The organism is Neobacillus sp. NPDC093182 (genome assembly GCF_044754045.1).
The window spans coordinates 182,138-205,085 of sequence record NZ_JBIVOI010000006.1 but is presented as its reverse complement, the minus strand read 5'-3'; the positions used below and the strand labels follow the sequence as shown (position 1 = coordinate 205,085).

The following is a 22,948-nucleotide window of genomic DNA, read 5'->3' as shown; positions in this document are numbered from 1 at the left end:
TGACTATAGCTTTAATACGTGAGCTCCATCAAAGAAGAATAAAAATCTTTCATTAATTTTTCTCTTCCAAATTTGCTCCAATGCCTTTGTATATAAATTGATTTGTAATCGGTACCGCTCTTCAAGAATAGGTCTTGCCTGGACAAAACCGCCTTTGTAACGATCCGTTATCCCATCCGATTTAAAGTCAATAAGGACGAGTCCATTTTCATCTTCAAAAACACAGTCGATAATCCCCTGGACAAAAACAGATTCTTCTTCATCCTTCCATGTCGGATATACTTCTGACGAAGGCAATGACAGGGTAAAGGGAATCTCACGATGTACCACCTTTGCATTTATTATCCTCTTACCTAAATCTGACTCGAAAAATTTCCCAATGAGTTGTGTATCAATGACCTCCGCCTGTTCGATAGTTAACAGTTCATTATTAACCATCGACTCGATTTGTGTCTTAACAGATTGTATCGTAACAGGTCTTGTTAAATCGACATGCTGCATGACCATATGCAGAGCAGTCCCTCTTTCAGCAGGGGTAAGCGCCTTTTCCTGCATAAACTTTGGCCGTTTTGTAATCGATTTTTTAAATCTGCTTAACAATTCGGTACCACTATGCTCATCAGACATTTCACGCTGACGCTTCATTTCCGATACCGATTGCTTTGAGCGATGGGTGGAGGCATTCTCAAAAGAATACTCCCATGTTAAGCGAGACTCAATTTCCTCTTTATAAGGAGATGTTACGGGGATCATTTCCTTATTCTCTACCTTTTCTAAAAAGGTGTCCTCCTCTAAGCTGATCAATACTTCCTGATTTTTTATATCATCAGCATTCATTACTGTAATTTTCCATGCAGATGGGTGACAGGTAATCTCATCAGGAACTAACGGGTTTTGAATCTCCATCTTCCCTAGTTTTATACTGTCCTGGTGCCGAATCAGCGCTGGTCCGACCCAATCCATATAACAGCCTGCCCCTGCCCTTTCATAATCCTTAAGCAGCCAGTTTGTATTAGTAGATACATCAGTCCACTGTTCTATTTTTTTATCTGCATCCTTCAATGTTCCTGTCAAATATAGTTTTTCCTTCGCACGTGTCAATGCTACATAAAGGACCCGCATTTCTTCTGCGAGCATTTCCATCTTCTTTCTGCGCTTAAAAGCAATTTGAGGTAAAGAAGGATAGGAAATTCGCTTTTCCACATTTACATATTTTGCAGCAAATCCGTACTCTTTATCAAGCATATAAGGCTTCCGGATATCAGACATATTAAAGCTTCGAGACAACCCTGCAATGAAAACGACAGGAAATTCGAGACCTTTGCTGCTATGAATGGTCATAATCCGCACAACATCTTCCTGCTCTCCAAGCGCTCGAGCTGCTCCTAAATCATCTCCTCTTTCAATCATTCTCTCAACAAAACGCAGAAAGCGGAATAGCCCTCGGAACGAGGTTTGCTCATATTGCCTTGCCCGATCATACAAAGCTCGTAAATTTGCCTGCCGCTGCTTACCTCCAGGCAAACCGCCTGCAAAGTCATAAAACTGTGTATCCCGGTAAAGCTGCCAGATTAATTCTGAGAGTGACCCCTGGCGTGCCATAGAACGCCATTGTTCCAAATGGTCATAAAAACGGCGCACCTTTTCGTATAAAAGTTCTGTTTTTTCTGTCGGGCTGCTTTTACAGAACTTTTTAACAGACTCCCAGTATGTTCCCTTGTTGTGTAAACGTATTTGCGCCAGCTCCTCTTCGTTCAGCCCCACGATGGGCGACCGTAAAACAGAAGCCAATGGAATATCTTGATATGGGTTATCAATCACTCTAAGCAGCGACATCATGATGGCTACTTCCGTTGCTTCAAAATATCCAGAGGAAAGGTTCGCATAAATCGGAATCCCTTGTTGTTTAAATTCCTCCATGATTTGTGGCGCCCAGGTCATGGAACGAAGCAGAATCACCATATCTCGATACATAATAGGACGGTAAGAATTTGTTTTGGGATTATAAACCTTGGTTTCATTTGCAATTAATTGTTTGATTTTTGAAGCCATCACTCTTGCTTCGAGCTGGGATTTTTCTAAATCCACCTCATCAAATTCAGAAGGTACTGCCTCAGTTTCTGGTTCAGCAGCCTCTGCAGGCACTTCTTTACTATCATTATTTTGATCAATCAGTAATAGCTCGATTGGAAATGGTTCATCTTCAGGATATGGTGCACCCGGCCGTAGTTCAGCAGCTTCATCATATTCAATTTCTCCAACCTTGACACCCATGATCTGTTTAAATAAATAGTTTGTCCCTTCAAGTACTTCTTTCCGGCTCCTAAAATTACGCGCAAGATCAATGCGCAATCCTGTACCATTACCGTCCTGCCTGAACCGATTATATTTTCCCAAAAATAGATTCGGCTCAGCTAAACGGAAACGGTATATGGATTGCTTCACGTCACCAACCATGAACAGATTACCATTGGTTTCATCTTCTTTTGCGACCAGCTTTAGTATGGTTTCCTGAACCATATTGACATCTTGGTACTCATCGACAAATACTTCGTTAAAATGATGGCGGTAGGCTAATGCTGCTTCCGATGGAAGAAACTCTTCTGCGGCAGTAATTTCCCCTGTTAATATTTCTAGGCAATAATGTTCCAAATCCGCATAATCCACAAGCCCTTTTTCTTGTTTTGCTTTCTCAAACCGCTTGGAAAAAACAGTGACTAAATGGACAAGCGTTTCAATGAGTGGGCGCATTTCTTCCATATCCCGTAAGAAGCCTTCTGGTTTCCGTAAAAACAGCTCTTCTTTGATATCTTGAATCTTCTTTTTAGCCTTATCGCGAAGCTTTTGAGCTTTTTCCGTCAACTCTTTATCGTAATTATCTCCTTTTACTTGTTTTGCTCTTGTAAATGACCATGTCTGCATGGCATGATATAGGGCTGACCACGAGTCACGGTTTGCCTGGATAAGAGTATTAATCACATTTATATCATCAAGGAAATTTTCTGCCCTTGGTGCCGGACCACCTGGAAGCTTCGTCACTTCCAAGCCTCGCTCAATCATTTCCTTCGCACCTTCTAATTGAAGTTCAATATCAAATAACAACGCTTGAATGAATGGTAATTCTTCGAGATTTGAAATAGCAGAAACATCATACATCTCTATCATTGACTGTAAATAGTGACTAGGCAAAGGGTTCGACCGTGCAAAATCATAAATATCCCTGACGATATCCATTAAAGCACTATCACTCCGGTCGCTGGTAAAGGAGTCTACTAACCGAAAAAACGGCTCATTATCCTTTTTTCCATACTCCTCTTCAAAAAGCTCATCCATGACTTCATCCCTAATTAATTGTGCCTCTGTTTCGTCGGCAATTCTAAAACCAGGATCTACATCAATGAGATAATAGTATTTTCTGATAACCTCCATACAAAAGGAGTGCAGAGTCGAAATCGAAGCTTTATTTAATAAGCTTAGCTGCTTTCGTAAATGCCTGGATCCTGGATCCTTATTTATCGCTTTTTCTAATGCTTCTCCGATTCGATGACGCATTTCCGCAGCAGATGCGTTCGTAAATGTTACAACTAAGAGCTCATCGACATCAATAGGATCTTCTTCTGAAAGAATCTTTTGGATAATTCGTTCGACCAATACAGCGGTTTTACCAGAGCCCGCTGCGGCTGCAACAAGGATGTCTTTATTTTTCCCCATAATCGCTTTCCATTGGTCTTCGGTCCATGTTGCTCCCTTAGGTTTAGGAGGTATTACAAAACTACTCATTATTGCCAACCTCCTTTCTAATTAATTCGAAAATCGTTTCTTTCGGCTGTGATGATAGGATTCGGTAATGATTTTCAATTGACTCATCAAATTGACATACAGATTTGTAGGCACAAAATGTACATGGTGTTTTGTCTTTCATTTTATATGGCGCAATATCAACTTGACCATCTACTATAGCCTCTCCGGTAGTTTGATAAAGCTTTCGAACATAATTCCTTAGCTCATCAAATTCATTTAGACTGGCTACTTTTGATTTCTTCGTCAGACTCCCATCTTTTTTAATGCCCGCCGAAATAATCTGTGAATCACCTGATTCAAGTGTTTGGTCCATCAGTTTGAGAACGTCTGCGTCACCCACCATTAAACCATTCATCTTGAATTTTTTCATGATTTCCTTTTCAATTTCATCTATCGTCAATAATTTAGCAGTGCTTATTAACGGGTTATGGACATGGAAATAAAGGACTCCTGCAGGGCTTGCTTTCATTTCTACCAGTTCGTCAGAATGTGTAATGACGATATCTAGGTAGGTTAACATTTGCAGGGCTAGTCCATAGTAAACCTCGTTAAGATTAACATCCTTTTCACTCGATTTATAATCGATGACACGCAGGTAGGTACTTCCATTTTGTTTTGCTTGATCGACCCTGTCGATACGGCCAGCTAATTCCATCCGTTTTCCATTTTTTAATGAAAACGTTAATGGCGGGAGGCTGCCATTACGTCCAAAGCTCAATTCCAATCCAATTGGTGAGAATCCACTTACTTTTGCATGTTCGCTTAAAACTTGAGAGGCCCGTGTAATAATTTGTTCTAATTTTCGTTTGATATAATGATGACGTTCTGAGCTTAAAAGAATTTCATTTTGAAGCTTAGGAGCTAAAGCAGTTACTGCCTCTCTGGCCAGTTCTTCACATTGTTTCTTTGTAAGAGATGCCCAGCTAAGTCTTTGCTCGTTTACAAAATCAGATATGTGCTTTAAAGCAGCATGAAATAATTCTCCTATGTCAGGAGCTTCCAAACGAAAAACCTGCCGTTCACGAAGCTTGAGCCCATGCTGTGCAAAGTGCGAAAAGGCACAGCCATTATACAATTCCATTCGTGAAACACTTGCCTGTATCATATCACCATACAATTCGTCTGCTGTTTCCTTTGAAAGCTGTACCGCCTGGTTGGTATAGAAGAGACTGGAGAATACTTTCTCAGCACGTCCCTTCCACTCGCTGTTGATATAAAAGTTATAGACATCCCACCACAAATCAGATATAGGATAATTCCGCTTTTTCAACTGAAGCTGTGAGGTCAAGTAAGACAGAGTCGTTTTGTAATTGGTAACAAAGTTTAACTGTTCTTCTTCTGTCAGCTCAGCAGGATCTGTACCATAAAAATGTTCTTCTAAATTCGGATACATATCTTTCAATCTCTTAATATATGAGGAAGCTATTAATGCCTTTCCTTCATCATTGGCAAGCGGATAGCTGACATAAAGAGATTCTGAAGGTGTAGTCAGGGCCTTGTAAGCTATGAAATTTTCATCCAATAGGCGTGTTCTGCTGCTTGGTGCCACTATTAAATCTGCATTTATTAACATTTCACGCTCATCATCAGATAATATCCCTTCATCGGCAATTTTAGCGGGTAAGATCCCCTCATTAACACCAACAATAAAGGCTGCTTTTATGTCTGTCAGTCGAGATTTTTCCAAATCTCCGATGATAACCTGGTCTAGTGCTGGGGGAATGAGTGAAAAATAGAGTGATTCAAATCCAGCTTCTAGGATAGCGGAGAACGACTTTAAGGAAACAGCTTCATCTCCTAATATTTCTACATATTGGTCTAAGAGATCAATACAGGCATTCCACACCTGATGATGCTCACGCATTTTTACAAGATTGCCTTTTTGTTCCGCTTCTATTTTCCAATTTTCTAGTTTTGAAGGAATATCTAATTCTTCTAAATATAAATAGATTGCTTCACAAAGTTTTCGGCCTGTATCTGCCTTTTTTAACCTTCTTGATAATCGTAGTATCGGAGCAGTTACCATAAGCTTTAATTCATTCAATTGCTGTTCTATTTCTTTTTCAGCATCGGTTTGCACATTTGCTTCCATTTCAAGACCCTTGAAGCGGCGATACGTCCATCGGTCTTTACTTGTCCATTTACTGCCTTTAATTCCATAAGCAAGTACATAGTTTTCCAGCCTATCCATTTTTTCACGCATTCGATCTGAATTTTCCTGAAGCGGGTAAATCAATTCCGTTTTAATTACCCTAAAAACAGGCTCATAACGCCAAAATGATTGAATTACTTCCAAGGTTGACCGAATTAATTCAATCAATGGGTGATTCAGCATCGTTCTCTTTTGGTCAATAAAAAATGGTATTTGATAATCCGAGAAAACAGGCTCTACGATTTCATGATAATCACTGCCATTTCTTATCAATAGGGCTAAGTCTTTATAACGATAATTCTTTGTCCGAACCAACTGAAGAATTTCGCGCGCTATTCCTTCTATCTCCGCTCTGCGATTAACCGCTTGACCAATATGGATGTCTGTTTGTCCATAATACGGAGCCGCTGGCCGTGTATCAAAATAGCCTTCTAAATGGCTTAGAGATGGATTATTCCACTTCTGCTGATGCGAAAGAAAGATAGGCTGCTCCATTTTAATTCCTTCTGCATTTGCCAATTCGTATAAAGTGCAGCAAGCATCACTAGATAATCGAAATAAATCCAATTCATCTGGCTGCGTTTCAAAGGAGGTTCGGTCTGTCGTCATGGTGATTGTTACTCTCTGACAATGCCGCATTAACTCTTTTATGACCAAATATTCTTGTGGTGTAAAGCTATAAAATCCGTCTATATAGATTTCGGCCTCTTTTAAGTAGGTTGATTCAGAAATCTTTTCCGAAAGCAAACGAAAATAGTCTTCGGAATCGATATACTTTCCAAAGACCTCATCTTCAAATTGTTTATATATAATCTCTAAATCATTCAGTTTATCCTGCAAGGCTCTCGAAGTTGTTTCACTATTCCCATTGCCCTTTTCAGCCTTTTGAATGATCTCTTCTGGTGTAATGCAATAACGCTTAAATTCAGTAATCATCTGTTCAACTTGCTGAACAAAACCATTTTTATCAGCAGCACGCTGAAACAATTTTAATTCGTCTTTTTTATCTTCTATAATTTTTCGAATCAGCATGCTTATCCCAACACTGCTTAGATGATACCTGCTTATGCCGCCAGTCTCCTGAAGTATTCTCCAAGCTAAGCGTGAGAAACTGTATACTTGTGCACGAATCATTCCGCCAAGTTTCGGATTAGTCGCTAATCGATATTCTGTTGAAAAGGTCATCTGTTCTGGAACAATATAAATAATCGGTGCTCCCTCTGGATTTTCCAGGAGCCGGTCTTGTATTTCATTCATACACATTTGTGTTTTACCGCTTCCCGACCTTCCGGTAACCATTCTTAAAGACATGTTTTTTCCTCGCTTTCCGATTACCCTGCTTTAAACTTAATACTCTCATTTTATCACAAAAAGAGCACAAACGTTTGGAACACTTCATACAGATTTAAACCAGTAATGGTAATTTTTAAACAAAAAAAGAGGCGATATGATTATCGCTCTCAGGGTTTTAATCTATTTTTATTTTAGAATTGAACATCCATTTCGTTTAGCGGCCAGTAACGGAGGTCGACTTTTCCTACAACCTGGTTAACAGAGATGAAACCAAAATGCCTGCTGTCCCAGCTCCCTAAGCGATTATCTCCTAGTACAAATAGCTTTCCATCTGGTACAGTACTTTCACCTGTAATTTCCTTCAAACTAAAATCGCCTGTAAGTTTGACACCGGGTATTTCTTGCTTATAAACAGATAAAAATGGTTCCTTATACTTTTGTCCGTTGATATATAATTGATCGTCTTTAAACTCGATTTTATCCCCTGGAAGCCCGATCACTCTCTTGACGAAATCCTCTTTCTCATTAGCATGGAACACAATGACATCAAAACGGCTCAAATCACTAATTTGATAGCCTAGTTTATTGACGACTAATTTGTTCCCATCCTGGAGGGTAGGCATCATTGATTCTCCCTCAACAACATAGTTAGAAAAGAAAAAGGTTCGTATAAAAGCAAAAATAATAATTCCAATTGCAAAAGCTTTAATCCATTCAATCCCCTCTTTTTTCCATTCGATATTCACTTTTAACTCCTCCTTTTCTTCAGTTCTTTACCTCTATTTATTTCCTCATTATGGTCATTTTCCATGCTCTTATTCAATCTTACTTCAATTCTTTTTCCAACATACCAAAGAATAAAAATAACTAGAAAAACTATGCCAGTACGGTATGGCCGAGTAATCAATGATTGAAGATCATAGCCAACAAAACTTATGGTGAAAATCATCACCATTTTGCCAATTGCGACAGCAAGCATGTATTGGTAAATACTGATTTTCGAAAAAGCCGCTACAACATTTACTACCACAGATGGAGTAAATGGGAAACAAAGGAGTAAAAAGAGTGGTCCAAAACCATGCCGATCTACCCAGTCCATCAGCTTTTGAACCTGTGGGTGTTTTGATAGAAAAGAAAAAACTCTCTTTTGTCCGTACTTCCTGATGAGCAAAAATAGCAGCAGCGCTCCCAGGCAAGATCCCAGCCAAGAATATAAAAATCCCAGCCAAAGCCCAAAAGCACTGGCATTAGCCATTACAAAAATAACCAACGGCAGAAACGGTAAAAATGCTTCAATCAGGGGAAGCACTACGCCGGGTATTGGTCCAAAGGACCGGTACTCTTGAATTAAGTCCATTATATTTTCTAGTGTGAACCATGCCTTGATTGCTTCAAAGTCCATATGATTGCTCCTTACCTTATTGCATTGCAGCTGTTTGGTTGGATTATTGAGTTAAAAATTGGTGAAAGGCCTCCCTATTCATCTCTAAATCCAAATCCAAAACAGAACCTTCCCCTTTTATTTTTGCATCTTCATATCCATTTTCAATAGGAATTCTAAAGGTCTGAATATTTCCTCTATCTTTTGCAAAGAAATCCTTCGCCATAAACAATATATCTCCGGTATCCATGTTTGTGTTGATATATGGTGTGACCACACCTATTAATTTAGGGAGTTTCGGGATTGTTTGAATTCCTGAAAGCTGATCACTTATTGCCTGAAGGGCCTGCTGCTGACGTTGAACCCGGCCAAAGTCACCTACAGCATCATGCCGAAACCGAACGAAACTAAGCATTTGCTCCCCATTTAATCTTTGCAGTCCTGGATCGAGTGGAACCTCAATGTAATCTTCCATTCTCTTTTCAACGTTTATCTCTACCCCTTTAGGAAACGCTTCATCAATTAATTGAACAAAGCCTTCAAAGTCAACGATAGCATAATACTGTAAATCAATATCAAAGTTTTGTTTGATTGTTTTCCTCATTAGTTCAGGACCGCCGCGCATAAAGGCTGAATTGATTTTATGCTTACCCTCACCAGGGATATTTACATAAATATCCCGCATGATAGAGGTTAGCTTATAAGTTCCTTTGTCCTCATTATAATGCGCAATCATTATAGTATCAGCCCGTGATACTTCCTCACCCTCTCTGGCATCGCTTCCTAATAGAAGGATATTGGTAGCCCCATATTGATCCTTTTTACCATCAAAAGTGTAGACTTCTTCGTTAACATTATTTTCGTCATTATTAATTTTGTCTAATGATTGATTAACTCCTTGTTTATACTGATAGTATGCATAACCAGCCGCAGCCCCAAATAACAGTAGCAGGACCAATACTATAGAGGCCGATTTTCTTTTTTTCTTTTTTTTGTGTTTCTCGTATCTCATTCTGGCTTCACCCATCTATGTCATATTTTTAAGGACAAATTTTTTGTGTCTATATATAATTCATTTTCCCCGATAAAATATCCTTCTATCAAAAACTTTCTCATACAAGTACCAAATTTTGCAAATAAAAAAAACGCAAGCTTTAAAGCATTGCGTTTTCAATAAGACTTTTGTATGATAATATAAGAACAAGTGTTCTAACTGATTCAGAAAGGGGCCGATGATGGGATGACCAGAATTCCAGAGGAGGATCGTAATATAATGGAAAAAGCCATCTATTTGCCGATGGTATTAATTGTCTTAAATCGTGATTTAACGGTTGTAGAAAACAGTCCTTTTAAATTAAAAAAACCCTATTTACAACTAATTGAAGAAACCATGAAAAGTATTCAAACGGAATTAGCAGAAGTGAAACGATATATGAAGAAGAATAACCTGAAAGTAATGGAAACAAAACGGGACGATGCCTTTACTATGTATATGTTCTTATATAAAGGGTATGAAGAAGCACACAATTACTTTAATCCAAGAATACGCAATAAAGTTCAAGAATTAATGGAGTTCTATTTTCTAAAGCAGTATCTGTCCCGTTAAGAAGTTAATGTTTATCCTTTATCTTCTGTTTGCCATAATGATAAGAATCTTCTGATGCCTCCATGGCCTTTGGCCGTTGTAGTAAATAAAAAGATTTTTTTTCATTGTATTCAATTCTTTGCATTAACTTTGTTCTTAAGTAAGCTGTTCGCTCCAGTTGAGAAATAATCGTACTGCACGAAACAGGGAATTTAAATGACTGATTATTATTAAAAAGAATTACAGTTTCTTGGGGATTAATGCGATCGTAATCTTTTACATGTTCATGGGAAATCCAAATACATTCTTGACGGCTAGGTGATGTGGTAGGGAAGAAAAAAATGCGGTTTGTAGGATCAATCGCGATTGGAATCTTATGTGCATAACCAACTAACTGTTTTGTACCATTCCTCCGGCCTTCATAATCACTCCCATAGTACTCACAACTATTTCTTATAATATCGAGCGGTTTAAAAGGGGATAAAAACTCGTCCTCTACTTCGAAAATCTCCGAATAAATTTTACTGCCGTACGCGATGGGTTTAACGAACATCGTAAATGGATTAGCCTCATATTCTTCAATTTGCTTTAGCTTCAACATCTTCAACTCCATTAGCAATTTTATCCATCATATCATGTTTGATTTATGGTTTATTTATTTTTCTGAATTGTTGCGAATTTATTCACAAAGTTATTACAGAAAAATAAAACTGAAAATTGTAAATGTTCATTGATATTATCAAAAAAAAACCATATAATATTAAAAAGCATCGAGGTGATTTTGATGAATGAGAAATCATACACGGAATTAATGAAAATTGGTGCCATGAAACGTCATCGGAAAGAGAATTTTGTCCAAGATTTATACATCGATATGCTCTTATCAGAGATTCAATTAAATGTTGAAAGAGAAAAACTGCTGAAGAAAATTGACTGTGCGATTGACCATCGCGATAAACAAAACTTTTACCTTTTATCAAAACAATTAGTCGAAATAAACAAACGATTCGGAACGTAGACAAAAGAGCCTTAAATAAAAATGGGAAGGGAGAATAATTCTCCCTTCCCATCTTTATTTATTACGTTGTTTTACTTCGTATTCTTCGAGCATTGAAATGCGTTCAAGCATCGAAGGATGACTGTAACGGAAAATCTTTACTAGTAACGGCGGGTTAACCTGGCTTAATCCCGATCGGGTTAATTCCTGGAAGGATGTTATAGCAGCTTCAGGATTCTGAGTCATATTAATCGCATATCTGTCGGCCCTTTTTTCCTCATATCGAGAAATTAAATTAGAGAAAGGACTGGATGCAAACAGGAGCATTGAAATGATCATGAAAAAGAGCGGTAAGGAACGAATATCTTTTACGTCCGGTATCTTCAGTTCTTTTCCATATCGTGCGATTACCCAACTCATGATGCGGTACGTTAAATACAAACCAATAAGTGAGAACAATAAATATAAAGCGATTCCGATATAAATATGCTTTTCAACGTAATGACAGATTTCATGGGCCATGATAAATAAAATTTGATCATCTGATAATTTATTTAGAGTGGTATCCCAAAGTACAATCCTTGCGTTAGAGCCAATTCCTGATACATAAGCATTTAAGGAATTAGTCTCCTTAGACATATTCACTTCAAAAACATGTTCGGCGGGAATTTGCGCCTTCTCTGCTAAAGTTAATATCTTCGTTTCTAATTCTTTATTTTTCAAAGGATAAAAATCATTATATAACGGGTCAATGATTACAGGCTGTAAAAACATCATAAACAAGGTAAAAGGTATCGACAATATCCAAGCATAAAGCCACCAGCGCTTAACACTTTTTTTCATGAGCCAATATAGAACTGGAACAATAATCAATAACGTCCCGTAATTAATCCAAAAATCGATTAACTCCTCCTTCATCCAAGAGGCGAAGGTTTGTGTTGAAATGTTATAGGTTTTTGACCCGGTGTAACTGATATAGCTTAGAGGCAATGTAGCCAGAAAAGCAAAAAAAGAAAGCCATATAAGATAAATCGCCGTTTGCAGCAGCTTATACTTGGATGAACTTTCTGCCCATGATTTGAATGCTTTTGATAAGCCAAATAATAAAATCAGAAAATAGAAAAGCCATTCAAACGGTGTAGAAAGGAAAAATAACAAATTTCTTATTTTTGAATACTCTTCACTTAACATTAATTCTCTGCCATTTAAAAAAGTTGCAGGATCTGCTTTCGTTCCTTGATATTCAAAAGGCAGGCTTGAGTCTGCAAAGTGAAATAAATACCAATAAAAAAACAACCCATATATCACATAGGCCAAAACTGCATAGAATCCCATTTTTCTAACCATGTAATGTTTTGTCCCCCTTTTTGTACAACCTCTCTATACTTAGTTTAGTTATAAAGTTCATATTTAGAACTAAAAAAAGCCGGGTTAAACCGACTTAAAGAAAATATGAATATAGAGCAAGCACTGTGATAGAACCGAGAACAACAACAATTACATTTGCCCCTAAAAAAGCAGCACCAAAAGCAGCGGCAGCACCTGCGATTCCATACCAAATATCATCTTTTTGAAGAAAGATAATCGCAGGGAAAATTAATGCTCCGAGGGTTGCATATGGAACATTTTTCAGTACACCTTGGATAAATGGCGGCAGCTCCATACCTTTAAATAAAACAAACGGAAGCATCCTAGGTATATATGTAACTAAACCCATTCCAATAATCATCCACACTATTTCACTTTTCATGCTTTACACCCCAATGCCTTGCTTTTATCACTTCAATCAGCTCAATCATAACAGCCGATAAAATGGTGGAGGTAACAATTGCCCACCCTTGTGCCATAAAGCCGCCAATTGTAAAAATCGTATTAAATATCGCCGCAAGGGAGGCTAGAAATAACACCTTCACGCTTTTTTTCAGAGAAGGAACTAAGAGGCCAACAAACATTGCATAAAGCGCAACGCCCATACTTTCTTGTAATGTTTGTGGAAGACTTGCCCCTATCAAATGACCAATCCCAGTAAAAATTACCCAGCTTGAATAGGCCAATAAATTGACTCCAAACATAAACCCAGTAGTCGCTGTCCCTTCTCTCGTCGCCACGACTGAAAATGTCTCATCTGTAATTCCAAATGAATAAAGCATTTTTTTGCCAAGATGGTCATCTTCACACTTTTCATTCAAAGAAGTTGACATTAAAAAATGACGAATGTTCACAATGAAAGTAGTTAATACAATTTCAACTATCCCTGTCCCATAAGCCAGCAGACTTAATGAAATATATTGTGACGCCCCTGCAAATACAACCATGCTCATTAATACTGATTCATAAATAGAAAGTCCTGATGTTTTTGCAAGAAATCCAAAAGTCAAAGCAATGGGAAAATAACCAATACCAATGCTGATCCCTGCCTGTAAACCCTTTTTAAATTCAGTAGATTCTTTTCCAATTGCAAAATCTGACAACTTTATCCCCCTCCTATGGAAAGCGTAAGGCGCCTGCCTCGCCTGAAGCTAGACTTCTTCATTCCTTGAATCAAAAGTAAATTTTATCAAATTTTCAAAAATAATGAAATAAAAAAACATGGCGAGAATTCTGCCATGTTTTCCCTTATATCCAGTTTGTCTTTAAACGGTCTGTGTAATTTGAGTTTTTAGTGCTCTTCTTAATATTTTACCTGTTGTATTCTTTGGAAGTTCTTCCAAGAATTCAATGGAAGCAGGAACTTTATACTTGGCTAAATGTTCTCGGCAATACTCAAGTAATTGCTCTTCAGTCGTACTCGGATTTTTGCTCACAACATAGCATTTTACTGCTTCTCCAAGATTTGAATCTGGTACGCCTAGTACAGCGACTTCTACTAAATCGGGATGGATATATAGCACTTCTTCAACCTCTCGAGGATAGACATTAAAACCGCCTACTAAAATTAAATCTTTCTTTCGATCGACAATATAGAAATATCCGTCTTCGTCCATTCTTGCCAAGTCCCCAGTAAATAGCCAGCCATCACGAATGGCTGCTGCTGTTTCTTCAGGCATTTTGTAGTAGCCTTTCATGACATTCGGACCAGCAACAATTAATTCTCCAACGGCTCCAACAGGAAGTTCCTCCCCCAGTTCATTAACTATTTTGTTTTCCACATGAAGGATTGAGGTTCCGATAGACCCAGCCTTACGCGGGCGGTCCAGTGGATTGAAGCAGGTAACCGGTGAAGCCTCAGACAAACCGTAGCCTTCAGAAACACGGACATTAAATTTCCTTTCAAAATTATTAAGCAGGGCAACTGGTAAAGAAGCACCGCCAGATAAACATAATCTTAGAGATTTAAAATCTTCAGGGTTGCCTTCAGGGTATTGGAATAAGAAATTATACATCGTTGGAACCCCGGCAAAAACCGTTGCTTCATACTCTTTTGCTAATTCAAAAATTTCCTTAGGACTGAATTTTGGGGCAATCAACAAGGTAGCTCCACTTAATAATGGTGCATTTAAAGCCACCGTTAAGCAGAATACATGGAACATAGGCAGGGTAGTGATGACACGGTCTTGATTATTCATCCCTAAATAATCGCCAACATCACTAGCATTGCTATATAAATTTTTGTGGGTTAACATCGCACCTTTTGGTTTCCCTGTAGTCCCAGAAGTATAAAGAATAATCGCTGTGTCATCATCTTTCAGCTCTGGGCCTTGGTAGGTGAGATCACCAGAGGCAATTACCTCTGTAAACGATTTCATTTTGGAGTAAAGTGTGAGAGATTCAACATTATGCTGAGAGATACCATTTTTACTAGTTTCACAGAATACAAACTTCTCTACCTTAGGCAGGAAGGCATGGACTTTTTCAGCTAATGGAATCGCCATATCTAGCGCAACAACAAGTTTTACATCACCGTTATTTAAAATGTAACCAATTTCATCTGCTGTATAAATAGGATTAACTGGAATGACAGTGGCTCCTAACCTCAAAGCCCCGTATAAGCCTATGACAAAATGAGGCGAGTTCCCAAGTAACAAAGCAACGTGATCACCTTGTTTAACTCCTAACTTTTCAAGGCCGGACGCAAATTTTGTAATCGCCCCATCCAGTTCAGCATATGTAGTACCTTGTCCCATAAAATAATAGGCCGTTTTGCCTGCTGCGTTTTTAGCTGTTTCCTGAAGTCTAGTTGATAAATTCATAATTTCCCTCCCTTTTGTGAATGAATACTCATTCACTAAATCGTAAAAATTTTCTAAATATATTATATTTAAAGAAATTTAAGTATTCAAGTAAAACTTTAATAGATTCGTCAAATTTCCACCTCTACACTATCCATTACAAAAAACCCTTCTTACACACCTTTTATCAGTCTGTAATAAGAAGGGGCATTTGTATGACCTTAAAAGGCATGATGCATTCTTGTGCTTCATTTTAAGGTATTCAATTTTTATTTATAAGATATTTACAATAAGGAATAAGGCGTTTGGCAACTTCAAATTCCCTGTTCTTTGAACCTGGTCTCCAATTCACTTCAAACATCCACAATCTTTGATTTGCATCGATACCAACATCTATACCAAGCTCATCAAAGGAATGTTCATATAAAGTATCAAAATGAGCAGAAAAGGTTAAAGCAAAAACCTCAAGGCTTTCCTTGACCATTTTCGAATCCTCACCAAATTCATCTTTTAAAAAGGAGGCTAATTCTCCACGGTAGCCGCCACTGCTTATATTACTAATCATTTTTGCATTTCCACATATTCTAGGATAAATCAAGTTGATTTCCCATTTCCCTTCACCATTTTTTTGAACATGTAATCTAAAATCATACGTAAGACCATTTTTTGTTTTACATTCAATGAATGGCTGCATCAGAAACCTTTGTCCCGTAATAATTGGCTGAAAGTATCTGTTAAGTTCTTTTTCATTCAAATACATTGTGTTGAATTGTTCTGTTACTTTATACTGTTGCTCCGTTTTTTCAATAAAAAACACCTTTTTTCCATGATTTCCAGATAAAGGTTTTATTACGGCTTTCGGCTGATTTTTTAGAAATGTAATAAGTTCTTCAGGCTTGTGCAGCGTAGTGGAAGGAATTAGATATGAGGCGAACACTTTTGCTTTTTTCACTTTTTTGTATACTTTCATTTTGTTCCCTACAGGAAAGCTTGTTAAAATGGCATATTTTTTTAACTTCCTTAATATTTTAGTCTGGTTCTCCGTTTTTGGGTTACAGCTGTTTATCACAACGGCAGGAAAATCTACTTGTTTTTGAATCCACTTCCCTTCCTCATACATCCAGCCATCAATCTTCATGTTGTCAAAATCTACATTATTAAATGAAAAGTAAAAAAAGTGAATTCCCTCCATTTTTGCAACGGCTGCAAAGGGGTACGCCTTTTTTACATCTGCAGGATCTTCCCGGAAGTGGAGCATACCGATTCCTTGCAAATAAATCACATCCCGAGTCTTCATAAAATTACTCCTCATCAATCTTGGAATCAAAAAGATACCGTGCATAACTGATTGGTGTTGTATATGTGGCTTTCCATACTTCGTGCATTTGGGCTATTTTAAATGATATTCTTAGATCGCGGCCATTACATTCAATAAACATGGGAAAACCTTCAGTAGTTAAACCAATATCCAGCCCAACATCTGCTAGGTTAGGAAAATACTTATTTAATTCAGTTACAGCTTTAATTGAAAAGTCCTTAATTGATTGGTAGACTTCATTAAAGTCCAGGTCAGAATAATCGTTTAATAGTTCATTAAGCGTTTTACAGGTACCACCTTTTGCAACATTGGTTACATAATTTCCTATTTTTGCAACCTTCCCAACCACACCTGTTACCTGCCATTCTCCTAATCCATTTTTTTGGACGGAAACACGTAAATCGAAAGGGCTTCCTTCATACTCTGCAAGAGGAATTCGTTCCTGAATGATGTAGTTTTTATTTAAGACCTTTTTACGAATGATCTCCGGCCATACGTTAGCAAAAGCCTCTCTCTTCTGGCGGTATCGAACTTCCCAAAGATCACTATCTTTTTTTTCGACCATAACGACCCCGCTGCCTAGACTTCCACTATTGGGCTTAATGATTAGTTCTTTATACTTCTCCATCATTTCGTTGAAATTCTCTGAACTTGCTCGTTTCGTTTCAGGCAAATGGGGCTGTAATTCTTCATTTTTCATTAAAATTTCATGAACAACCCATTTTCCAAAACGATTCCTATCATTAAAAATAATGACCCCCATTTTTTGAAGATTCATTATCTTTAACTTTGATTCATTCCTAAAAAAAAGTCCTCGATTATGAATAATTTTCGGTATGGTGATAACTTTCAATTCATATTTTTCCTTATCACCTTTTACTAACGCATTAACTTGATTTGTCTCAAGCGTTATATCTTTTAATCGAAAAAAGCAAGGACACATCCCATATTGTAAACAGGCTTCTTCATAAAAACTGACAGGCTTAAAATATGACCTGTTATTCTTAATCCGGCTATATATCAACCCATCTACTAAAATTCCTACGGTTAGAGTAGTCATATTCCTAATCTCCTTCTTTCCAGTAAATTTTATTAACCCCTAATCTGCACTTAAAGGAAGAGAATTGTTGGAGTAGGAATGGGAATTTCTTTTATTAAATGTTTCATAGGAACTCCCTGCCTCACTTTCACTTACGCAAAATCCTTGTAAATGAACAGCATAAAAGACAGGCTGAGTGCGTATTTTTAAGTACAATTCATAGTCCATTTCTTTAAAGCCTTTAAAACTCGGAAAAATATTTGCCTCAATAATCCATGGAAACCCCTCTTGATCAAGACCGATATCTAAACCAAATTCTGCATAGTGTTCGTCTTTTTTATCGATTAAATAACAGAACTTCTGGCAAAGACCTATAATACTCTCATAAATCTTATTGTATGATTGATTAATTCCTGATCCAATTACTACTTCCTCCAAGGTCATTGCTTCTCCGCCTCTTGAAATATTGGTTAACACCTCATTCTCACCGGCAACCCTGCATTCAATACCAGAGCATTTCCAGCTTTTTATATCATATTTTTGCATCACTACTCGCACATCTAAAGGGCGGTTGTTTATTTTCAGAAGCGGAATGTAAGTTTGATACAAATATTGCTTATTTAATATATTTAACTTCTTTAACATTTCTTCTAATCTCTTGTTATCAGGAATCAGATGCCGCAGTATAAACTCATTTTGATGGTCGTATAAGATATAGCCATCATCTTGTTTTTGATTTTTTTCCAGTATAAAAATGCCTCTCCCTCGTGAAAGGCTGACAGGCTTCAATATAACCTTTTCCTTATCCTGAATAAATTCAATGAAATCGTCGATTTTTTTCAATAGATGTGTGGCCGGGACATGATTACGAATTTCCTTTTCATCTTTTAATAAAATCAGATCAGATTTCTTAAAGTAATGGGAATTGAATAAATTCTTATTTGTCATTTCAATCAGGTCGTTAATCCTATCATGATTTTGATGGAAATTTCTACGGTACAAGGCAGCTGGAATTGGTACAGAATCATATCTCCACGCTTTAAGAAATGGATCATACAGCATCCCATAGGCAATCTCTTCGTCCCAATCGATGGAACGCGTGGAAAAGGCAACAACTAAGCCTCCAAATTTCTCATATTCCATTAAACGGTCAGAGTACTTTTCCATATAGGCTGGACTGTACAGTTGATTGTTTTCTCCTAGCAGCAGCCCAATGGTTGGACCAATTATTACTTTATCGTTTGATATCTTTAACTGATATGTCAAGTCCATGGGGATATGCAGCTTCTTTAAAAGAGAACTAGAGATAATCACTTCTGCAGGATTGGTAAATGAATTTCGGTTTAAACGAAAATCGCTCTCAATGATGTCAATTTTACAAGTTTGTTCTTTAATTCCAAACTGGAGGGAGATTTGGTCACTGGTGATTAATTTTGACGGAAGCATTGGTAATTTCAGGCACATTTCCTCTTCCTGAAACTCCTTTAATTTGATCCAAAGATTAATACTGTGATCATTAGAATGCTTGATCATTTTATCTTCAGATTGACTTGGTATAAGTTCAGTTGATTGTGGATAAGCAAGGCTATATTCATTACTGATTTCATCGTGATAATCCTTTTGTCGCAGTATTTCCTTGGCAACCTTGAATGGGAATTTACATATTTTTTCACACATCTTAGTGTTCCATCCAAAAATGTCTTTAACAATGGTACTGATCGGACAGGTTGAACTTAAGGAATAGAAACCATTACTATTTAATGAAAATACAATACCAATCTCGAAAATTCCAGGATAATAAAAGTGAATGATATTTAAAACCTTTTGGCTATACTCCCATAGTTCATCCATTGAGGAATCTTCTAGATAGTATAATTTTTGGCTGGAATCTTTTGCGTACATAAGCGGGGATTTCCATTTATTATTTAACTTTTTTTGACCTAATACATATAAAGTAAATACAGTATTGTCAGCGTCGTTTTCTTCATCAAAATCTATTTTTATATCAAAATATGAATCCATTAATGCACATAATTCATTTTTCTTTATTATATGGTGCTCATTAAGGACTTGAATTTTAGGGTGGTTAGAAAGTTCCCTTAATTTTTTGATATTCTTTTTTTTATAAAACATAGTGGGGTTATAGATAATCGATGGGATGTCAATTGTTTCCTTTTTTATCATTAAATTATTCTGAAGTTCAATTGCTTGCGTTTTTAAACTCTCGAGAGAAAGATCAACAAGTGTAAAGAATTGAATTTTAAGGTCTAACTCTCTACCCTTCTTAGCATAAATATGCCAAATTTCGTCCTTCTTGTTTTTTTGGCTAAGTAACTTACTCCATTCCCTTTTAGAAAGCAGTACACCAACCGTATTCATCATCTATCCTCCGCCTCCTAATATAAATAGGTAATTAGGACCTTTACCATAATTTATATTCATTTCACTTTAAAAGGTATGGGCAGATGTTAAACTTAGCCATTTTTCATCCTCTTTTAAAAGATTTAATGGTTTCATATGAGCCATCATTCAAATATTTGAACATGGAAATAGCCGGTCTTAGGTTTGCTTCTATAATCCAGACCTTCCCTTCTAAATCAATACCAAGATCTATTCCATATACACGTTTTTGGGAATAGGAATTTGATAATTGCCCCGCAATTAACAAGGAAACTTCCTCTAAATCAGCGACAATATCTTTTATTTTTTCATTGTTTATCAGTGATTTTTCAATAGCATCTTCCACTGATAAAACTGCTTTTGCGACATTAGTAACAACAAAATTATTTGCTGCCACTCTTGCAAGTTTTCCCGTTACTGCCCATTCCAATGAATCCTTTTTCCTTTGTACCATTACCCGAACATCAAATGGATTATTATTTATCGCGGCAAGTGGAATTCTTTGCTGGACGATATACCGGTGTCTTTTTCTTGGAAAGTGATTCTCTTTTAAGTAATCGTAGATGTTCTCCTTTCCGTTTACGAACTTTTTACTGCGTTCAATATGAAGTGCGAATTTTTCATCTTGTAATGAAGAGATTTGGATAATTCCTCTCCCCTGAAAACCATTGCATGGCTTTACCATTATTTGATTATATTTGTCTAACATTGTATTTAAAGAAGTTCTATTCAAATATTGTGTATCAGGCAAAAAGGATGCAAGTCTTTCATTCTCCAACATCAATTTATGTTTTGTCCATTTCCCAACAGAAACACGCATTTTATTTCCCCTTTTTGATTAAAAGCCAAATTTATCGGAAGATTACCCATTTTAGTTTTTTATTCACTAATAATTTATTCTAAGAAATAGAGAAGGCATGGACTTTTAATCAACCAGCATAGAAATAATAAATTAACCCACAAAAGGTTTTATGCCTTGTTTGTGTAAACCATTAGATAGAAAGCCTAAAAAATACACGGTGAATATTTCACCGTGTAAAACTCTAATATATAAGGTTGATAAATTCTTCTTTTGATACATTTCCAAAATAAAAGGTTGTGTCGACATCTTTAAGTGCCGCTTCTAGCTCGCTCTTTTCGTAGCGAACATGCTTTAGTTTATTTTCGATATCACTTACATCGCCGACACCGAAAAAGTCACCATAGATTTTACAGTTTTCAATAATTCCTCTATCAACATCTAAGCGAACATCAATTTGCCCCACTGGGAAGCGATGGGAATGCTGGAGATTAAATTTCGGCGATTTGCCGTAGTTCCAATCCCAATTTTGATAGCGTTCCTTTGAAAGTTGATGGATATTCTCCCAATCCTTTTCCGTTAGTACATATTCCGTTACTTCTTGCCCTTGAAAAATAAACTTCAGCAAAGCAGAACGAAACTCTTCAATAGTCCATTTTTCTGTCAAAAATTCTGATATATTAGCCACCCTGCTTCGGACAGACTTAATTCCTTTGGATTCGATTTTATCCTTTTTTACCCTCAGGGCTGAGACAATATGCTCCATTTCGGAATTGAACAGCAGTGTACCATGGGTAAACATCCGTCCCCTGGTCGAGAATTGGGCATTCCCAGATATTTTCCTGCCTTCAGCTAAAATATCATTCCTGCCGCTTAATTCTGCATTTACTCCCATCTGTTTTAGTGCAGCAATCACCGGCTCGGTAAACTTACGAAAATTGTGAAAGCTATCACCGTCATCTTTTGTGATGAAGCTATAATTAAGATTGCCAAGGTCATGATAGACTGCTCCCCCGCCAGACAATCTGCGCACCACATGGATACCATTACTCTCAACATACTCGGTATTAATTTCTTCTACTGAATTTTGGTTTTTTCCAATGATAATCGATGGCTCATTTATGTAAAATAATAAATACGTTTCATTGATATCAAGATTTTTCAACGCATATTCTTCAATGGCAAGATTTATTCTTGGATCGGTAATGCCCTTATTATCAATAAATAACATACGATTTTTCCCCTTCTTATAGTGAAATAGTTTGAAATTCTTCTGCTAGTTTTATTATACCAGTATATTCCGTACTGGCTTCACTAATTAGCTTAGAAACCTCTCCGTAATGTGGCAGATGGGTAAGAATTAGTTGTTTAACTTCAGCTCTTGCAGCAAATCTTCCTGCATCAATGCTATTCATATGACCTGCTGATTTGCCGTTTTGGTGCTGATAAAAATTACATTCACATAATAATAGATCTGCGCCTTTACTAAACTCAATAAATTCTTCTTTAAAGGAACTATCTGCTGTGTACACAATCGACTTTCCGTTTGCTTCTATCCTCATTGCATAGCAAGGCACCGGATGGTCTGTTTTTAAAAAGGCAACTTGGAAGGGACCAACAGTCAAAACATCATTAGGTGAATATGCATTTCCCTTCGTGATTTCTTTGTAGGTTAACTTCGCAAATTCTGTATTGTCTAAAGAATGGCCATAAATAGGTAATGTCGGAAAACTCTTCTCTAAAAAACCCTGTATTAATCGTGCGTGCTGCAGGACCCCAATATCTGCAATGTGGTCAGGATGATAATGAGAAATTAATACCGCATCAAGCTCTTCTGGCTCAATGATATTTTGCATTTTCGCAAGAACACCGCTGCCACAATCAATTAACAGATTAAATCCTTCATGCTCCAACAAGTATCCTGAACTTGCGCCATTTCTTTTCGGGTATCCACCCCAAAAACCGATAATTGTCAACTTCATCTAAAAACCCCCCTTATTTATAAAAAAAGAAG

The 22,948-nt window shown here is 37.1% G+C and carries 18 protein-coding genes; 2 read left to right on the top strand and 16 right to left on the bottom strand.

From position 1 onward, the window contains the following. Positions 1–3: 3 nt before the first annotated feature. From addA to ACIQAA_RS13250, 5 genes are all read right to left on the bottom strand, one after another. Entirely contained in the window at positions 4–3,780 is a 3,777-nt protein-coding gene (addA, locus tag ACIQAA_RS13270; protein ID WP_402620001.1) for a helicase-exonuclease AddAB subunit AddA, read from the bottom strand. After that, positions 3,773–7,264: a helicase-exonuclease AddAB subunit AddB gene (gene addB / locus ACIQAA_RS13265; protein WP_402619998.1), complete on the bottom strand. Its 3,492-nt coding sequence runs from the start codon at positions 7,262–7,264 to the stop codon at positions 3,773–3,775. The genes addA and addB overlap by 8 nt, the downstream gene beginning before the upstream one ends. 173 nt (positions 7,265–7,437) lie before the next feature. Further along, positions 7,438–7,992: a signal peptidase I gene (gene lepB, locus ACIQAA_RS13260; RefSeq protein ID WP_402619995.1), complete on the bottom strand. Its 555-nt coding sequence runs from the start codon at positions 7,990–7,992 to the stop codon at positions 7,438–7,440. A 2-nt stretch (positions 7,993–7,994) separates the two neighbouring features. Continuing rightward, a complete protein-coding gene (locus ACIQAA_RS13255) occupies positions 7,995–8,648 on the bottom strand; it encodes a TVP38/TMEM64 family protein (RefSeq protein ID WP_402619993.1) in 654 nt (217 codons plus the stop codon). A 43-nt stretch (positions 8,649–8,691) separates the two neighbouring features. Next, the gene (locus ACIQAA_RS13250) at positions 8,692–9,639 is read right to left on the bottom strand and encodes an LCP family protein (protein ID WP_402619990.1); all 948 of its coding nucleotides are present in this window, start codon (positions 9,637–9,639) and stop codon (positions 8,692–8,694) included. A gap of 228 nt (positions 9,640–9,867) precedes the next feature. Here ACIQAA_RS13250 and ACIQAA_RS13245 point away from each other — a divergent pair, with 228 nt between their 5' ends. Further along, the gene (locus ACIQAA_RS13245) at positions 9,868–10,233 is read left to right on the top strand and encodes a YhjD family protein (protein WP_402619988.1); all 366 of its coding nucleotides are present in this window, start codon (positions 9,868–9,870) and stop codon (positions 10,231–10,233) included. Positions 10,234–10,237: 4 nt separating this feature from the next. Here the strand turns inward: ACIQAA_RS13245 and ACIQAA_RS13240 are convergent, their stop codons facing one another. Beyond that, positions 10,238–10,813, bottom strand: coding sequence for a competence protein ComK (locus ACIQAA_RS13240; protein WP_402619985.1), 576 nt, complete (start codon positions 10,811–10,813; stop codon positions 10,238–10,240). Between the two features lie 183 nt (positions 10,814–10,996). Here ACIQAA_RS13240 and ACIQAA_RS13235 point away from each other — a divergent pair, with 183 nt between their 5' ends. Continuing rightward, complete coding sequence (locus tag ACIQAA_RS13235) at positions 10,997–11,230, top strand: IDEAL domain-containing protein (RefSeq protein WP_402619982.1); 234 nt, start codon at positions 10,997–10,999, stop codon at positions 11,228–11,230. A 54-nt stretch (positions 11,231–11,284) separates the two neighbouring features. Here the strand turns inward: ACIQAA_RS13235 and ACIQAA_RS13230 are convergent, their stop codons facing one another. From ACIQAA_RS13230 to ACIQAA_RS13185, 10 genes are all read right to left on the bottom strand, one after another. After that, entirely contained in the window at positions 11,285–12,556 is a 1,272-nt protein-coding gene (locus tag ACIQAA_RS13230; protein WP_402619980.1) for a M48 family metallopeptidase, read from the bottom strand. Between the two features lie 94 nt (positions 12,557–12,650). After that, positions 12,651–12,959, bottom strand: coding sequence for an AzlD domain-containing protein (locus tag ACIQAA_RS13225; protein WP_306076344.1), 309 nt, complete (start codon positions 12,957–12,959; stop codon positions 12,651–12,653). Then, positions 12,949–13,680 carry an AzlC family ABC transporter permease gene (locus ACIQAA_RS13220; protein WP_402619977.1) on the bottom strand — a complete coding sequence of 244 codons (732 nt, stop codon included), beginning with the start codon at positions 13,678–13,680 and terminating at the stop codon, positions 12,949–12,951. The genes ACIQAA_RS13225 and ACIQAA_RS13220 overlap by 11 nt, the downstream gene beginning before the upstream one ends. A gap of 162 nt (positions 13,681–13,842) precedes the next feature. Further along, positions 13,843–15,399: a fatty acid--CoA ligase family protein gene (locus tag ACIQAA_RS13215; protein WP_402619975.1), complete on the bottom strand. Its 1,557-nt coding sequence runs from the start codon at positions 15,397–15,399 to the stop codon at positions 13,843–13,845. A 241-nt stretch (positions 15,400–15,640) separates the two neighbouring features. Continuing rightward, positions 15,641–16,675, bottom strand: coding sequence for a YheC/YheD family protein (locus ACIQAA_RS13210; protein WP_402619972.1), 1,035 nt, complete (start codon positions 16,673–16,675; stop codon positions 15,641–15,643). Positions 16,676–16,679: 4 nt separating this feature from the next. Continuing rightward, positions 16,680–17,756 (bottom strand): YheC/YheD family endospore coat-associated protein, encoded by a 1,077-nt coding sequence (locus tag ACIQAA_RS13205; protein ID WP_402619969.1) that lies wholly within the window; start codon positions 17,754–17,756, stop codon positions 16,680–16,682. Positions 17,757–17,795: 39 nt separating this feature from the next. Then, positions 17,796–20,117: a YheC/YheD family endospore coat-associated protein gene (locus ACIQAA_RS13200; RefSeq protein ID WP_402619966.1), complete on the bottom strand. Its 2,322-nt coding sequence runs from the start codon at positions 20,115–20,117 to the stop codon at positions 17,796–17,798. A 103-nt stretch (positions 20,118–20,220) separates the two neighbouring features. Further along, positions 20,221–20,955: a YheC/YheD family protein gene (locus ACIQAA_RS13195; protein ID WP_402619963.1), complete on the bottom strand. Its 735-nt coding sequence runs from the start codon at positions 20,953–20,955 to the stop codon at positions 20,221–20,223. Between the two features lie 223 nt (positions 20,956–21,178). Further along, a complete protein-coding gene (lplA, locus tag ACIQAA_RS13190; RefSeq protein ID WP_402619960.1) occupies positions 21,179–22,165 on the bottom strand; it encodes a lipoate--protein ligase in 987 nt (328 codons plus the stop codon). A 16-nt stretch (positions 22,166–22,181) separates the two neighbouring features. Then, a complete protein-coding gene (locus ACIQAA_RS13185; protein ID WP_402619957.1) occupies positions 22,182–22,916 on the bottom strand; it encodes an MBL fold metallo-hydrolase in 735 nt (244 codons plus the stop codon). Positions 22,917–22,948 lie beyond the last annotated feature (32 nt).

Coding starts and splice junctions, on each gene's coding strand:
- addA (WP_402620001.1), bottom strand. CDS start 3,780: ATGAGTAGTTTTGTAATACCTCCTAAACCTAAGGGAGCAACATGGACC.
- addB (WP_402619998.1), bottom strand. CDS start 7,264: ATGTCTTTAAGAATGGTTACCGGAAGGTCGGGAAGCGGTAAAACACAA.
- ACIQAA_RS13255 (WP_402619993.1), bottom strand. CDS start 8,648: ATGGACTTTGAAGCAATCAAGGCATGGTTCACACTAGAAAATATAATG.
- ACIQAA_RS13250 (WP_402619990.1), bottom strand. CDS start 9,639: ATGAGATACGAGAAACACAAAAAAAAGAAAAAAAGAAAATCGGCCTCT.
- ACIQAA_RS13245 (WP_402619988.1), top strand. CDS start 9,868: ATGACCAGAATTCCAGAGGAGGATCGTAATATAATGGAAAAAGCCATC.
- ACIQAA_RS13240 (WP_402619985.1), bottom strand. CDS start 10,813: ATGTTGAAGCTAAAGCAAATTGAAGAATATGAGGCTAATCCATTTACG.
- ACIQAA_RS13235 (WP_402619982.1), top strand. CDS start 10,997: ATGAATGAGAAATCATACACGGAATTAATGAAAATTGGTGCCATGAAA.
- ACIQAA_RS13230 (WP_402619980.1), bottom strand. CDS start 12,556: ATGGTTAGAAAAATGGGATTCTATGCAGTTTTGGCCTATGTGATATAT.
- ACIQAA_RS13225 (WP_306076344.1), bottom strand. CDS start 12,959: ATGAAAAGTGAAATAGTGTGGATGATTATTGGAATGGGTTTAGTTACA.
- ACIQAA_RS13215 (WP_402619975.1), bottom strand. CDS start 15,399: ATGAATTTATCAACTAGACTTCAGGAAACAGCTAAAAACGCAGCAGGC.
- ACIQAA_RS13210 (WP_402619972.1), bottom strand. CDS start 16,675: ATGAAGACTCGGGATGTGATTTATTTGCAAGGAATCGGTATGCTCCAC.
- ACIQAA_RS13205 (WP_402619969.1), bottom strand. CDS start 17,756: ATGACTACTCTAACCGTAGGAATTTTAGTAGATGGGTTGATATATAGC.
- ACIQAA_RS13200 (WP_402619966.1), bottom strand. CDS start 20,117: ATGATGAATACGGTTGGTGTACTGCTTTCTAAAAGGGAATGGAGTAAG.
- ACIQAA_RS13195 (WP_402619963.1), bottom strand. CDS start 20,955: ATGCGTGTTTCTGTTGGGAAATGGACAAAACATAAATTGATGTTGGAG.
- lplA (WP_402619960.1), bottom strand. CDS start 22,165: ATGTTATTTATTGATAATAAGGGCATTACCGATCCAAGAATAAATCTT.
- ACIQAA_RS13185 (WP_402619957.1), bottom strand. CDS start 22,916: ATGAAGTTGACAATTATCGGTTTTTGGGGTGGATACCCGAAAAGAAAT.